This is a genomic window from Humibacillus sp. DSM 29435 (genome assembly GCF_001758225.1).
Taxonomy (GTDB): Bacteria; Actinomycetota; Actinomycetes; order Actinomycetales; family Dermatophilaceae; genus DSM-29435.
In genome coordinates this window covers 56071-70969 of sequence record NZ_MAST01000017.1, presented here as the reverse complement: position 1 = coordinate 70969, position 14899 = coordinate 56071, and the positions used below count along the sequence as shown (strand labels likewise).

Below are 14899 nucleotides of genomic sequence, written 5' to 3'. Positions count from 1 at the left end.
GGCGCTCGCAGCGACGTGAACTGCGTGAGCCGGGTCCGTCCGTCGCGGGCGACACGCGTCCCACCACCAACGTTTCGTGTGGGAGGAACCACCCGAATGGCCAAGATGATTGCGTTTGACGAAGAGGCGCGCCGCGGTCTCGAGCGAGGCATGAACGTGCTCGCCGATGCCGTCCGTGTGACGCTCGGCCCGAAGGGCCGCAACGTCGTGCTGGAGAAGAAGTGGGGCGCCCCCACCATCACCAACGACGGCGTCTCGATCGCCAAGGAGATCGAGCTCGACGACCCGTTCGAGAAGATCGGCGCCGAGCTCGTCAAGGAAGTTGCCAAGAAGACCGACGACGTCGCCGGCGACGGCACGACGACGGCGACCGTGCTCGCCCAGGCGATGGTCCGCGAGGGCCTGCGCAACGTGGCGGCCGGAGCCAACCCGATGGCCCTCAAGCGGGGCATCGAGAAGGCCGTCGACGCCGTGACCAAGACGCTGCTCGAGCAGGCCGTCGAGGTCGACACCAAGGAGCAGATCGCCTCCACCGCCAGCATCTCGGCGGCTGACGAGGAGATCGGCAACCTCATCGCCGAGGCGATGGACAAGGTCGGCAAGGAAGGTGTCATCACCGTCGAGGACTCCAACACCATGGGCCTCGAGCTGGAGATGACCGAGGGCATGCGGTTCGACAAGGGCTACATCTCGGCCTACTTCGTGACCGACACCGAGCGCATGGAAGCCGTGCTCGATGACGCCTACGTGCTCGTCGCCAACTCCAAGATCGGCAGCATCAAGGACCTCGTCCCGCTGCTCGAGAAGGTCATGCAGTCGGGCAAGCCGCTGCTCATCATCGCCGAGGACATCGAGGGCGAGGCCCTCGCGACCCTGGTCGTGAACAAGATCAAGGGCACCTTCAAGTCGGTTGCCGTCAAGGCCCCCGGCTTCGGTGACCGCCGCAAGGCCATGCTCGGTGACATCGCCATCCTCACCGGTGGTCAGGTCATCTCCGAGGAGGTCGGTCTCAAGCTCGAGAACGCCACCCTCGACCTGCTCGGCAAGGCCCGCAAGGTCGTGGTCACCAAGGACGAGACGACCATCGTCGAGGACCAGGAGGACCGGTCCGCGATCGAGGGTCGGATCAACCAGATCAAGGCCGAGATCGAGAACTCCGACAGCGACTACGACCGTGAGAAGCTGCAGGAGCGCCTCGCCAAGCTCGCCGGCGGCGTAGCCGTCATCAAGGCGGGCGCGGCCACCGAGGTCGAGCTCAAGGAGCGCAAGCACCGCATCGAGGATGCCGTTCGCAACGCGAAGGCTGCCGTCGAAGAGGGCATCGTCGCCGGTGGCGGCGTCGCTCTCATCCAGGCCGCCAAGGTTGCCTTCGAGACCCTGCACCTCGAGGGTGACGAGGCGACCGGCGCGAACATCGTTCGCGTCGCGACCGAGGCCCCGCTCAAGCAGATCGCGATCAACGCCGGTCTCGAAGGCGGAGTCGTGGCCGAGAAGGTGCGCGGTCTCGAGGCCGGTCACGGTCTCAACGCTGCCACGGGTGAGTACGTCAACCTGCTGGCTGCCGGCATCATCGACCCGGTCAAGGTGACGCGCTCGGCGCTGCAGAACGCAGCCTCGATCGCGGCCCTGTTCCTGACGACCGAAGCCGTCATCGCCGACAAGCCGGAGAAGTCTGCTCCGGCCATGGGCGGCGGCGACGACATGGGCGGCATGGGCGGCATGGGCGGCATGGGCTTCTGAGCCCCACCGCTTCATCTGCACGCCTGAGTCAGTGAATCACTGAGTCACTGAGTCACTGAACTACTGCACCACCTGCACGTACCGACGGGCGGTTCCTCCTACGGGAGGGGCCGCCCTTCGGCGTTTCCCCTCTGGCCGCTCGCGTTCGGTCGGTCCGGTGGAGGGCACAGTCCCGCAAATCTGGAGGTACTTCTTGAATCCTTCCGATCTGTCTCTTTACGGTCGCCGGGACGGGTTCGGCACGTTGCCGGATCCCCGAGACCGAGGAGCACCCCCATGTTCGCCACCTCAACGGCATCCGCGAAGCCATCGCCAATCACCCTGTCGCGCCGTACCGTGCTGCGCGGCGCAGGTGGCCTGGCTGTCGTCGCGGCCCTCGCGCCGAGCTTCGCGCAGGCAGCCGCCGCGGCACCGGGGCTCACCGGGGCCGACCTCGAGGTGCTGCGGGCTCGCTGGGTCGACTCGCTGACCGGCCGGAACCTCATCTCCGGTTCACCGTCGACGTTCGCCGACGCCATCGCCACCCTCGACCAAGGAGTCACCGCCCGCCTCGCGATGGTGAGCCCGAGCGACACCCAGTTCTTCTCCGACCACAACTGGGGCGGTCCCCAAGGTACGGCGCAGTCGAACGCCATGCGCCTCAACTACGTCGACCTACAGACGATGGCGGTGGCCTGGGCCACACCGGGCTCGGCGCACGAGGGCTCGGCTGCGGTGCTCGACACCGTCAAGGCCGGCCTCGAGCACCTGCACACCACGATCTACAACGAGAACACCGACTGGTGGGGCAACTGGTGGTCGTGGATCATCGGCGCCTCCCGCCCGCTCGCCGACATCATGGCGATCCTGCACGCCGAGCTCGACCAGTCGGCCATCGACACCTACTGCGCATCGATCGACCACTTCCTGCCCAACCGCGACCCCCGGCTGCAGATCCACCCGAGCGGGGTCATCTCGTCTGACGGGGCGAACCGGGTCGACATCTGCCAGGCGATCATCGTGCGTTCCATCGTCCAGCCCGACACGGCCCTGCTCCAGGCTGCCGTCTCGGCGCTCAGCCCGACCTGGCAGTACGTCACCGAGGGCAACGGGTTCTTCAAGGACGGGTCGTTCGTCCAGCACTCGACCATCGGCTACACGGGCACCTACGGGCTGGTGCTGCTCGGCGGGCTCTCCAAGCTCTTCGCCCTGCTCGCCGGCACGACCTTCGACATCACCGACCCCACCCGAGCCAACCTGACGTCGGCGGTGGAGGGCTCGTTCGCACCGCTGATGTACAACGGCCAGATGATGGATGCCGTTCGCGGGCGGGCCGTCTCACGGTTCGCCGAGCGCAGCATCGACGATGGCAACCAGCTCATCGAGTACACGTTGCGGCTCGCGCAGGCCGCCGACGCGGCGACGGCGCGGCACTGGCGAGGCCTGTGCAAGCAGTGGATCGTCAACAACGCCGCGGCCACCGTCACCGACACCACCAACATCGTGCGCCTGGCCCTGGTCACCGACCTGATGAGCTCGTCGGTGCCGGCGCGAGCGGACGAGACCGGCCCGCGGCTGTTCCAGGCCATGGACCGGCTCGTCTACCGAGGCAAGCGCAGCTCCTGGGCGTTGTGCGTGGCGATGTGCTCGCGACGGATCGCGTGGCACGAGGGCACCCCCGCCGAGAACTTCGAGGGGGTCAAGACGAGCCAGGGCATGACCTACCTCTACCTCGCGGGTGACGACGACCACTTCGACGACGACTACTGGGCCACCTTCGACCTGACGGCACCCCCTGGCACCACGGTCGACCTGACGCCGCTGCCCCCCAACCCCGAGGGGGAGTGGGGCGCGACCACCCCACAGAACGAGTGGACCGGTGGCGTCACCTTCGATGATCTGGCCCTGGCCGGTATGCACCTCGTCGCCCCGGGGGGCACCGGCTTGGTGGCCCGGAAGTCGTGGTTCACCCTGCCCGACATGGTCGTGGCCCTGGGCAGCGACATCTCCACGCAGAGCGACGCTGAGGTGCGTACGGTCGTCGAGCACCGCAACCTCGGCGACCGCCCACGCGAGCTGCTCGTGAGCCTGGGAGCCACCGACCGCACGGTCCGGGCTGACGCCACGAAGAGCGCGGCATCCGAGATCGCCGGCGGCTCTGCCGTGGGCGGGGCCCGGTGGGCCCACCTGGAAGGGGCGGGCGGCTACGTCTTCCTCGACGGGGCTCCGGGACTCACCGCCAGCGTCGCCCCACGCGAGGGAACGTGGCAGCGCAACAACACCAGTACCGCCGCGGGGGCAGGCGACCTGCGCACCCGGCAGTACGCCACCCTGGCCTACTCCCACGGGTCGGGCGCCGACGTCGCCGGTTCGACCTACGCCTACGTGGTGCTGCCGGGTGCGGGGGTGGCTCGAACGAAGGCCCAGGCCCGCCGCGCCACCGTCACTGTGTTGCGCAACGACGCGACGGCCCAGGGTCTCGGCTGCCGAGGCGGCCTCACCGCCGCCAACTTCTGGAGGCCGGGAACGGTCGGTGACTTCACCGCGAACGGCAGCCTCTGCCTCATCGCCCGCAAAACAGGGAGCATGGCCCGGATCAGCGTGAGTGACCCGACGCAGGCGCAGAGCACGGTCACCCTCGTGGTGACGAACACGAGGGCTCGCCGGGTCAGGGGGGTCGACGCGAGCCGGGTAACCCTGGTGCGGTCAGGCAACGTCGTCACGCTGACGATCGACGTGAGCGCGTCGGCCGGCCGAACGTTGGAGTTCGCGCTCCACACCTGAGCTACCCCGCGCCTGAACCGGATGCGGTCCCTCCCGACCGAACGAGTCAGTCCGACGCCTTCATCCGAAAGTCGAGGGCGCGCGGCATCGGCTGACGATCGAGACCCGCCGAGAGTGCGTCTTGGTAGGCGTCCCAGAAGACCGTCAGCGAGGTCTCGCCTTCGCGGATGTCGGCGATCTCGAGGCCGCTCTCGATGATCGCGGACACCCGGGAAAGGTCGCCGGTCGCGAGCGCGGCTCGTGCCTCGGCGAAGCGGAGCCGGCCGTGGGCCCGCTGCGGCTCGGCCGTGTCAGCGACCACGGCCAGTGCCGCAGCCGGCTCGTCGGCTTCGAGCAGCACCTCGAGCAGCTCCAGGGTGAGGGCCAGCAGGTCGGGCCGCAGTCGGTGCGCGGCGCGGTAGTTCGCCACCGCGAGGCCGAGCTCCCCCCGGAAGCGGGCCAGTGCCCCGAGGTTGCGCACCGCCCACGCGTTCGGCTGCTCGTGAGCGGATGCCGCCCACTCGGTTTCGGCCGCGTCGAAGTCCCCGTCGGCGGCTTGCGCCACGCCTCGGTGCAGAGCGGCTCGCCAGCCCGTGGCCCGGCCCAGCAGCCTGACCCAGCGGTCGTCGACCTCGTACGAGAGAGGCGGCTCGCAGGGGTCGCCCGGCAGGCTGTCACCTCCGTCGAGAAGGTCTAGCCAGACCTGTTGCGCTGGGCCGATCGTGCTGTCAGAGAAGGGAGTTGCCGGCATCCGAAGCGAGTCGTCACCCGAACGGGCGCGGGCTGTGCGTTCGAGCGCGCCCCAGCCCGAACCCACCGACAGCACCTCGAGGGGTTCGTCGTCGACCCAGGTCTTCGCCTCGGTCAGGGCCCGTTCGAGCGCGGTTTCGGTGACGAGCTCTTCGACTCCTCGGGCTGCCGCGTCACGGGCGAGCGACCACGGCGACCCGTGCACGTGGTCGGGCGGGCACCGGACCATTCCGTACGCCTCGACCCACGACCACTCCGCCCTGGGTGGGAGGGGGAGGTGTTCGAGCTGGGTGCGGGCGAGGCCGGCCTGGATCTCGAGATAGTCATGGCCGGGTCCGTTGAGCCACTCCTGCCAGTGGCGGCCACCGTCGCTCTGACCCCACAGGAACAGCTTGCGACCGCGCAGACGCCTGGTCGACACCTGGGCCAGGCCGGTGCCCTCGGCGTCGAGGGCGGCGATCCAACCCCGCTCGGTCGCAGGGATGTCAAAGAAGTAGTCGGCGGCCTCGGTGCTGCGCGTCGGGTAGGTGCGGTCGATACCGCCCGTGACCGGCATCTGCACGCGCCGAAGGGTCGCGTCGTAGCCGAACTGCCAGGCGGCGTCGGCGGGAGCCACGACGCGCACGTCGGGGGTCAGGGGCACGGCGATGTTCGACCACCAGTAGATCGGCACCGTCGCGTCGCTCGGGTTGACGATGCGCACGTGCACGAGCAGCACGGGAGAGCCTTCGGGCAGCCAGGCGTCGATCTGGAAGACGACGCCGCGCAGCCGTTCGTACTCGTACATCCGCAGCACGGGGGAGCCGTCGGCGTGCCGGGCACGAACGGCGTGCAGCGGCTCACAGGTGAGGGGACTGTGCCCGATCGTGCCGATGTTCCACTCGACCCCGCCGCTGACCCAGGCGTTTCGCAGGGCGAGGTTGGCGGGCTGGAAGGCCGGGTTGCGAAAGAGCAGCTCGCGGTTGCTCGGCCGGTGCACGAGCGAGACCAGTCGGCCCCCAGCGCCGAGCAGGAACGTGGCCTTCAGCACCTCGTTCTCGAGTACCGCCACCTCGTGCTCGGTCTCGGTCAGCGAGCGGTCGTAGCCGTCCTGGAGCAGGTAGGGAAGCACGCTGCGAACCCGGCCGTACCGGATGCCGTTCAGCATCTCCGCGTCGGCGTCACCCGGCGCCGCCACCTGATGCGTGTCGGACGGCGCGAAGATCGGCGGCAACGGGTTGGGTGGGCCGATCGGCGCGGTCGGCAGCGAGAGGGTGCGGAGGTGCAGGGTGCTCGTCACCGTGGGTTCCTTTCCAGGAGCGGGTCGCCGGTCGGCAGGGGCCGCGCTGATGGTGGTCGGCTCGGGCCGGTAGCGGCCCCAGCCCCAGCCCACCGTACGGGTCGGTCAGCGCAGCTGCCCCAGGGAACGCGTCACGGTGTCGAACACCGTCTTGTCGACCCGGATCCCGGCGTTGCGCAGGGACAGCACTGCGGCTCCGACCAGTCCGTCGGGCACGACGACGACGGGCCGTCGGTGTGCCCGGTGGTCTCCCGGCCCGTCAAGGCGGGCAGGCCCGACGTCGCTGACGATGTCACGCACCGCGGCCTGGTTCACCAGCACGCTGCCCCCGACCACGAGCGGGCCGTCGAGGCCGGGGCTGACGACGGCGGCCAGCGTGGCGGCGAGGACGTGCCCGGCCTGGTTGACGATGTGCTCGGCTACGGCGTCATGGCCGGCACGGGCGGCCTCGAAGGCGAGCGGAGCGTACTGGGCGAGCTGTACCGGTCGGAGGGCGTAGACCCACCTCACGAGCTCGCTCAGTCGTAGGTCGCGTTCGCTCGAAAGCTCATGCCGCACAACGGAGCTGGAGGTGGGGGCTCTACCAGTCGTGAGGCCCGGGTTCCTCGCAGCGAGCAGCATCGGGGTCAGCGCCGTGGTGGGGCCTCGCCCGTCGAGGTCGGCAGCGACGGCTCGGGCCACTTCGCGTCCGATCCAGAAGCCGGAGCCGTCGTCGCCGAGCAGCCAGCCCAACCCGTCACAGACCGCCTCCACCTCGCCGCCTCGGACCCGCACCGCCGCAGCCCCGGTGCCGGCTACGAGGGCGTAGCCATCGGCCTCGGGCGTTCCCGAGAAGTACAGCGCGAGCAGGTCCTTCTCGATCGTCACGGCGGCCGTCACTCCGGTGGGCAGGAGCGCCCCCCGGATGCTCGCGGCCACCGTGAGGTCATCGGTCACGCTGCTGCCTCCGGCCATGGCCACGGCCGTCGTGCTGATCACCGAGCCGGCCAGGGCTGCGCCGTCCAGGGCTTGGGCGGTGGCGGCTCGAAGTGACGCGGCGGCAACGACGGGGCCGGCCGAGATGGGGTTGCCGCTGCCCGATCGTCCATAGCCGAGGGCACGCCCGTGAGAGTCGAGCACAACGGCGCGGGTGGAGGTGCCGCCCGCGTCGATGCCGAGGTGGTGGGTCATCGTTATCGACTTGTCATCGCTCATTCGTTGACCTCACGCTCAGGATGGGAAAGATTTTCAGTGAACAACTCCTACGAGTGAGATGAATTTTCATCATGGTGACGACGCCAAAGCTGGCGAACCGGGTCGGCCCCGCCGACTCGCGTCTCGGCGTCGCCCACCGGATCGCCGCCCGAAGGCCGCAGATGTCAGTAGCCATGGACAAGATAGCGGGGCTGCTGCTCGAGCACCCGACGGCGCCGCTCAACCTCTCGATCACCGAGCTGGCCGAGCAGGCCGGAACCTCGGCGGCGACCGTGACCCGGTTCTGCCGGGCCATCGGCTACGCCGGCTACGTGCCGTTGCGGGTGGGGGTCGCCGCCGACGTCGGACGGGGTGACACGAACGAGTCCTGGCACACCGACATCGGTCGGGCGTTCGATCCCGACGACAGTGCCGGCGAGGTGCTGCGGGCGCTGCTCGACACGCACGCCCGTTCGTTGGAGGCGACCGCCGAGTCGATCGACCTCGAGCAGCTTACCCTCATCGCGGCTCGAATGGCGACGTGCGAGCACATCGACATCTACGGCATCGGCGGCAGCGGCGGCATGGCGAACGAGATGGCCATGCGCCTCTACCGCATCGGCGTCAACGTGCACGCGTGGACGGAGGTCCACCTCGGCCTGACCAGCGCCGCGATCCAGGACGAGCGCAGCGTCGCGATCGGCATCTCGAACACCGGCCGCACCCACGAGACGATCCAGATGCTCTCGCAGGCGAAGTCGACCGGCGCCTTCACGGTCGCGCTGACCAACCGCTCCGACTCGCCGTTGGCCGGGCTCGCCGACGAGCATCTGCACACGGCAGCCCCTGACGAGTACCTCCAGCCTGACGAGCTGTCGGCCAAGCACTCGCAGCTCTTCGTGCTCGACCTGCTGTACGTGCTGGTCGCACAGCAGAACTTTCCCCGCACGACCACCAAGCTGGCGGCCTCGGCGATGGCCGTGTCTCCCCATCGCCGGCTGCTGCGCCGCCAACCGTCCGCGTCCAAGAACAACGAACCGACCTCCCTTCCCTCCGCCCCGGGTGGCCAGCCCGGAAAGGACACCGCGCATGTCTGACCTCATGAGACAGATGACCGAACAGACCACCAGCCGCATCGAGCGGATCGCCGCGATGGCGGCCGAGGGTGGCCTCGACACCGCCATCGCCATGATCGCCGGCTCGATCACCGACAACGGCATCCTCCAGGCGTTCGGAACCGGGCACTCACAGGCGTTCGCGATGGAGATCGCCGGGCGCGCTGGAGGGCTCATCCCCACGGCCCGCATCGCCCTCAGCGACGTCGTCGTGCTCGGCGGTCAGCACCGGTCGGTGCTGGCTGAGGCCGCCGCCCTCGAACGCGAGCCGACGATCGTCGACGACCTCTGGGCGCTGACCGACCCCGACCCGGCCGACGTCTTTCTCATCGCGAGCAACTCGGGGGTCAACGGCTCCATCGTCGGCTTCGCCCTCAAGGCCAAGGAGAACGGCCACGGCGTGATCGCCGTGACGAGCCTCGAGCACACCGCACGGGTGACGCCCAAGCACCCGAGTGGCCTGCGCCTCAGCGAGATCGCCGACGTGGTCATCGACAACCTCGCTCCCTACGGTGACGCGACGCTCACCCTTGGGGGCGTGGAGGGCGGCGACGGGGGCGGCGGCGACGGCGGCATCGGGCTCGGGGCGGTCTCGTCGATGACCGCCGCCTTCATCGCCCAGCTGCTCACCATCGGCGCTGCCGAGCGGCTCGCGGCATCCGGCAGCACGCCGCCGGTCTACCTGTCGGCGAACATCCCCGGCGGCGACGAACACAACCACGGCCTCGAAGACCGCTACGGCGACCGACTCCGTCGGCACGCCTGAAACACCCACCCATGGAAGGGAAACACACCACAATGGACATTGAGAAGAAGGCGATCGACCGCCGCATCTTCATGAGAGGTGCACTCGCGGCAGCGTTGGCGGTGCCCCTGGCCGGCACCCTCGCCTCGTGCGCCGGCAGCAGCAGCAGCAACGACACCCCCGCGGCAGGGGGCGGCGAGACCGGCAAGGTCTCCAAGGACAACCCCTTCGGCATGGCCGACAAGGCCACCGTCGACGCCGTCATCTTCAACGGCGGATACGGCATCGACTACGTGACCTTCGCCGCGAAGATCATGGAGAAGAACCACGCCGGAAGCACGGTCAAGGTCTCTCCGTCGACCCAGATCGCCCAGGAGCTGCAGCCGCGCTTCGTCTCGGGCAACCCGCCCGACCTCATCGACAACTCCGGCGCCGGCTCGATCGGTTTCAACAGCATTCTTGACCAGCTGGAGGACATGACCAGCGTCATCGAGGCGCCGAACCTCGAGGGCACTCCGATCAAGGACACCCTCTTCGGTGGGGTCACCAAGCCGGGGACGTTCGGCGACAAGTTCGTGGCCCTCAACTACGTGCTGACGGTCTACGCGCTCTGGTACTCCGCCTCGCTGTTCGAGCAGAACGGCTGGGAGCCGCCGAAGACCTGGGACGACGCGATGAAGCTCGGCGCCGCCGCCAAGGCCAAGGACAAGTACCTCTTCGTCTGGGGCAAGGAGGCTGCCACCTACTACCAGACGCTGGCGATCTCCTCGGCCATCAAGCAGGGCGGCGACGAGATCCGGCTGTCACTGGAGAACCTCGAGGGCGACTGCTGGTCGAAGCCGGCCGTGCAGGCCGTCTTCAAGGCGATGGGCGCGGTCGTCAAGGCCGGCTACTTCAAGCCCGGCGGGGCCGGCACCCAGTTCACGGCAGCGCAGTCGCAGTGGAGCAACGACCAGTCGGCCCTGCTCTACCCGTCCGGTTCGTGGATCGAGAACGAGATGAGCAAGCAGACGAAGTCGGGCTTCAAGATGACCGGCGCGCCCGAGCCGACCGTCGACTCCAGCGCGTCAATGCCCTACGAGGCGATGCACAGTGCGGCCGGCGAGCCGTTCGTCATTCCCACCAAGGGCGCCAACGTCGCCGGCGGCAAGGAGCTGCTGCGGGTCATGCTCTCCAAGGAGGCGGCCACGAACTTCTCCAAGACGCGGCTGTCGCCGACCATCGTCAAGGGCATTGTGCCGCCCGACGGCTTCGGGTCGACGGCTCTCGTCTCGCAGACGAGCATGCTGGAGAAGGCCGGAGAGAAGATCTTCACCTGGAACTTCGTCGACCTCTACGGCACCAACAAGGACCAGCTCGTGGTGTGGAACAGCTTCCTGGCCGGCAGCCTCGACGTCGCGGGACTGACCTCAGGTCTGCAGAAGATCACCGACAAGGTTCGCAATGACGACTCGGTGAAGAAGGTCAAGGTCTCATGACCAGTCCCGCGCTGGTCGCAGCCCCCGACGGCCAGGCGGGTCCGCCACGGAAACGATCCCGACGCCGTCTGACGTTCGACCGAGTCAGCTTCATGCTCGTCTTCCTCGGTCTGCCGCTGGCCATCTTCGTGATGTTCGTGATCTGGCCGTTCGTCCAGGCTTTCTACTACTCACTGACCGACTGGTCGGGCTTCACCTCGAAGATGAACTTCATCGGGGTGGAGAACTACCAGAAGCTCTGGAACGACGACATCTTCATGACGGCGCTGAAGAACAACGTCATCCTCGCCATCGTGGTGCCGATCGTCACCATCGTGCTCAGCCTTGCGCTCGCCACGATGGTGACGGTCGGGGGCTCGAGCAACGGAGCCGTTCGGGGGCTGCGCAACTCGAGCTTCTACCGGGTCGTGTCGTTCTTCCCCTACACGATCCCGGCCATCATCACCGGGATCCTCTGGGCGCGGATGTACGACCCCTCGAGCGGACTGCTCAACGCTGTGCTCACCGGCATCGGGCTCGACGGGTTCACGTCCTTCCCCTGGCTGGGTGACTCGCGAACGGCGATGCCGGCCATCATGTTCGTCATCATCTGGAGCTTCGTCGGCTTCTACATGGTGCTGTTCGTGGCGGCCATCAAGGGGATCCCGTCGGAGATGTACGACGCGGCTCGCATCGACGGTGCCGGCCGGCTGCGCACGGCGTTCTCGGTGACCATCCCGCTGATCCGTGAGAACGTGCAGACGGCCTACATCTACCTCGGCATCCTGGCGCTCGACGCCTTCGTCTACATGCAGGCGATGAACCCAGGGGGTGGGCCCGAGAACTCGACCCTGGTCATGTCCCAGGACCTGTTCACGACGGCCTTCAGCAAGGGCCAGTTCGGGTTGGCCAGCGCCATGGGGGTCACCTTGGCTGCGATGACGCTCGTCTTCGCCGGCCTGGTGTTCCTGGTCAACCGTCTCACCGGTGGGGGCCAGCAAGGGGAGGCCCGATGAGCACCGCGACCGAGCCTCGCGTCACACCGAAAGCGGCGACCTACCGCGGCACAGTGGGCGACCGGGCGTTCAGCCTGTCGTCGCACACGGTGCTGATCCTCTGGTCGGTCATCATCTTCGTGCCGTTGGCGTGGACCGTGATGACCTCCTTCAAGACGACGACCGAGATCTTCGCGTCTCCGTTCTCGTTGCCGAAGAACTGGAACTTCGACAACTACGTCAACGCCTGGACGGACTCGGGTATCGGCGCCTTCTTCCTCAACACGGTCATCGTGGTCGGGTTCGCGCTGGTGATCGTCATGGTCCTGGGCGCCATGTGCGCCTACGTGCTGGCCCGGTTCGACTTCTTCGGGGCGCGAGCGATCTACTACCTGATGCTGGCGGGGCTGACCTTCCCGGTGTTCCTGGCGATCGTGCCACTGTTCTTCGTGCTCAAGAGCATCGGTCTGCTCAACACCCTGCCGGGGCTGATCCTCACCTACGTGGCGTTCGCGCTGCCGTTCACGGTGTTCTTCCTCTACCCCTTCTTCAAGGATCTGCCCGCCGAGATCGCCGAGGCGGCCGAGGTCGACGGGGCGGGGGAGTGGCGCAAGTTCTTCCAGGTGATGTTGCCGATGGCCAAGCCGGGGATGGCGTCGGTGGCGATCTTCAACTTCCTCGGGTTGTGGAACCAGTTCCTGCTGCCGGTGGCGCTCAACACCACCCGCGACAACTACGTGCTCTCTCAGGGCATGGCCTCGTTCGCGTCGCAGGCGAACTACGCCGTCGACTATGGTGCGCTGTTCGCGGCCGTCGTCATCACCGTGGTGCCGGTGTTCATCGTGTACCTGATCTTCCAGCGCCAGCTGCAGGGTTCGGTATCGGCAGGCACGATGAAGTAGTCGTCACCCTCCGCTCCACCATCGAGGGGGCAGTTCGTGTTGCGCGAGCTGTCCCCTCGATGGTTGGAAATGGGGATGCCGGTTCGGCGGGGGCGGCGGTAGCCTCGGGATTCATGTCGCAGCCGATTGAAGAACGCCGCCGCCCCCCCTTCGTCGCCGACGAACGCACCCAGATCGTGGGCTGGCTCGACCTGCAGCGTGAGATCGTGCGATGGAAATGCACGGGCGTGAGCGAGGCCGACGCACACCGCGTCGTGATTCCCACGTCGCCGTTGATGACGGTTGCCGGCATCGTCTCGCACCTGTGTTCGGTCGAGAACACCTGGTTCGAGGTCGCGTTCCTCGACCGGCCCAAAGCGGAAGCGCAGTTCGACGACCCCGACAGCGACATGCGGGTCGAGGGGGTGTCACTGACGCAGCTGCTCGAGAGCTACCAGCGGCAGTGTGTCGTCTCGAACGAGATCATTGCCGCCCACTCGCTCGACGAGGCTGGCCGGTACACGGGCTGGCCGGCGGGGCGGGCCTCGCTGCGCTGGATGCTGCACCACATGCTCGAGGAGACCGCCCGACACGCGGGCCACCTCGACCTCCTGCGCGAGCTGCTCGACGGTGAGAAGGGCTACTACTGAGCCGGAGGGCGTGGCCGCTTGGCGGGATGCACCGAAGGGCGGCTCTCGGGGGAGAGCCACCCTTCGGCGGGGGCGCCGGGTCAGCCCGGGGCGGTGGCCGGCCCGGCACGTCGGGGATGACCTCAGTGGGCGAAGAGCGCCCGGGTCGCGTTCTCGTGCTCCGCGTAGGCCGTCGACGCCTTCATGGTGAGGCGACCGATGTCGGCCAGCGCCTCGGTCATCTGGTTCTGCGAGCGCTGGTAGTCCTGCATGACGCGCTCGAACTCAACCTTGGCTGGGCCCTGCCAGTCACCCGCCATGCCGGCGAGGCGACCGCGCAGCTCGGAGGCGCTGCTGTTGATGGTGTCGGCGAGACGGTTGATGTCGCCCGCTGCAACGGCGATGCGCTCGGTGTCGATCACGGATCGAGCCATGGGTTCACTCCTTTTGGTCGGGCCCCGGCGGCCTTGACGGGCCGTGGCCTTGAGCAACGGTGGCCGCTTCGCGACCTGACCCCTTGAACCTAGGGAAATCTCGCGTGGCACCTCGGCCGTCATCCACAGGCCCGGCCGTGCAGCCCCCGGGTAGTGGCCCCTAGGCTCCAAGGATGACCCTGTGGATCGACGAGCCGATCTGGCCCGCCCACGGCCGGCTGTTCGCACACCTCGTCAGCGACACCTCCTACGCCGAGCTGCACGATTTCGCGGTCGGGCAGAAGCTGCATCCACGGTCGTTCGACGGCGACCACTACGACGTGCCGCAGGAGCGGTGGCAGCAGCTCATCGACGCGGGCGCCGCACTGACGACGGGGGTTGACCTGGCCCGGCGGCTCAACGCGTCGGGCCTGCGCCTGCGCAAACGCAAGGGTGACCGCGGTGTGTCACGGCAGCTCGCAGTGCCCTTCCCGAACGGCACAAGCGACGTCGACCTCGTCGCCGGGCGAGCGCCGGCTCGCGACGACCAGGTGTTCGCCGCGATGGTCTTCGTCCGAGACGCACGGGGCCGGTTCGCCGTCGTCTACAGCATCCGGCGTGACGAGTGGGGCTCACCCGGGGGCTGGCGAGAACCGGGGGAGAGCCCGGCCGAGAACGCCGTGCGCGAAACCCTCGAGGAGACCGGCCTCGTGATCGACGCCCGACAGGTGGTTCCCTGCGGCTACGAACGGTTCACACCGCATACCGACGACAACCTCATCGAGCCCGGGCGCCCCTATCTACAGGTGTTCCGCACCGGGCTCGATGTCGACGGGGAACCACTGAGCGAGGGCGACGACGGCATCCGAGAGACACGATGGGTCGACCCGACCGAGTTCGTCCGACTCTGTTCCCACCTGTTCTGGTGGCCGCTCGCGGTCGAGATCTACCCCGAGCTCGGCCCGCTCGAACGTTAGGGC

At 68.1% G+C, this 14899-nt stretch carries 12 protein-coding genes; 9 read left to right on the top strand and 3 right to left on the bottom strand.

From position 1 onward, the window contains the following. Positions 1 to 96: 96 nt before the first annotated feature. Together groL and BA895_RS12760 are read left to right on the top strand one after the other, a co-directional pair. The gene (gene groL, locus BA895_RS12765; protein ID WP_070192289.1) at positions 97 to 1740 is read left to right on the top strand and encodes a chaperonin GroEL; all 1644 of its coding nucleotides are present in this window, start codon (positions 97 to 99) and stop codon (positions 1738 to 1740) included. A gap of 276 nt (positions 1741 to 2016) precedes the next feature. Continuing rightward, positions 2017 to 4503, top strand: coding sequence for a polysaccharide lyase 8 family protein (locus BA895_RS12760; RefSeq protein WP_070192288.1), 2487 nt, complete (start codon positions 2017 to 2019; stop codon positions 4501 to 4503). A gap of 46 nt (positions 4504 to 4549) precedes the next feature. Here BA895_RS12760 and BA895_RS12755 read toward each other — a convergent pair whose 3' ends face one another. Beyond that, on the bottom strand, positions 4550 to 6511 hold the full coding sequence (locus tag BA895_RS12755) for a DUF5107 domain-containing protein (RefSeq protein ID WP_070192333.1): 1962 nt from the start codon (positions 6509 to 6511) through the stop codon (positions 4550 to 4552). A 105-nt stretch (positions 6512 to 6616) separates the two neighbouring features. Next, a complete protein-coding gene (locus BA895_RS12750; protein WP_070192287.1) occupies positions 6617 to 7705 on the bottom strand; it encodes an N-acetylglucosamine kinase in 1089 nt (362 codons plus the stop codon). Positions 7706 to 7776: 71 nt separating this feature from the next. On the opposite strand from BA895_RS12750, the gene BA895_RS12745 reads away from it, so the two are divergent. The 6 genes from BA895_RS12745 to BA895_RS12720 all read left to right on the top strand — a co-directional run bounded on the left by BA895_RS12745 (position 7777) and on the right by BA895_RS12720 (position 13527). After that, positions 7777 to 8781 (top strand): MurR/RpiR family transcriptional regulator, encoded by a 1005-nt coding sequence (locus tag BA895_RS12745; protein ID WP_070192286.1) that lies wholly within the window; start codon positions 7777 to 7779, stop codon positions 8779 to 8781. Further along, positions 8774 to 9565 carry a sugar isomerase domain-containing protein gene (locus BA895_RS12740; protein WP_070192285.1) on the top strand — a complete coding sequence of 264 codons (792 nt, stop codon included), beginning with the start codon at positions 8774 to 8776 and terminating at the stop codon, positions 9563 to 9565. Before BA895_RS12745 ends, BA895_RS12740 begins: the two co-directional genes overlap by 8 nt. Positions 9566 to 9597: 32 nt before the next feature. Further along, on the top strand, positions 9598 to 11022 hold the full coding sequence (gene ngcE, locus BA895_RS12735) for an N-acetylglucosamine/diacetylchitobiose ABC transporter substrate-binding protein (protein WP_070192284.1): 1425 nt from the start codon (positions 9598 to 9600) through the stop codon (positions 11020 to 11022). Next, positions 11019 to 12017 carry a carbohydrate ABC transporter permease gene (locus BA895_RS12730; protein ID WP_070192283.1) on the top strand — a complete coding sequence of 333 codons (999 nt, stop codon included), beginning with the start codon at positions 11019 to 11021 and terminating at the stop codon, positions 12015 to 12017. The genes ngcE and BA895_RS12730 overlap by 4 nt, the downstream gene beginning before the upstream one ends. Then, on the top strand, positions 12014 to 12898 hold the full coding sequence (locus BA895_RS12725) for a carbohydrate ABC transporter permease (protein WP_070192282.1): 885 nt from the start codon (positions 12014 to 12016) through the stop codon (positions 12896 to 12898). Before BA895_RS12730 ends, BA895_RS12725 begins: the two co-directional genes overlap by 4 nt. 113 nt (positions 12899 to 13011) lie before the next feature. Then, positions 13012 to 13527, top strand: coding sequence for a DinB family protein (locus tag BA895_RS12720; RefSeq protein WP_070192281.1), 516 nt, complete (start codon positions 13012 to 13014; stop codon positions 13525 to 13527). 122 nt (positions 13528 to 13649) lie between these two features. On the opposite strand, the gene BA895_RS12715 is transcribed toward BA895_RS12720, so the two are convergent. Further along, entirely contained in the window at positions 13650 to 13940 is a 291-nt protein-coding gene (locus tag BA895_RS12715; RefSeq protein WP_070192280.1) for a WXG100 family type VII secretion target, read from the bottom strand. A 173-nt stretch (positions 13941 to 14113) separates the two neighbouring features. Here BA895_RS12715 and BA895_RS12710 point away from each other — a divergent pair, with 173 nt between their 5' ends. Next, complete coding sequence (locus BA895_RS12710) at positions 14114 to 14896, top strand: DUF4031 domain-containing protein (RefSeq protein ID WP_070192279.1); 783 nt, start codon at positions 14114 to 14116, stop codon at positions 14894 to 14896. The last annotated feature ends 3 nt before the right edge of the window (positions 14897 to 14899 follow it).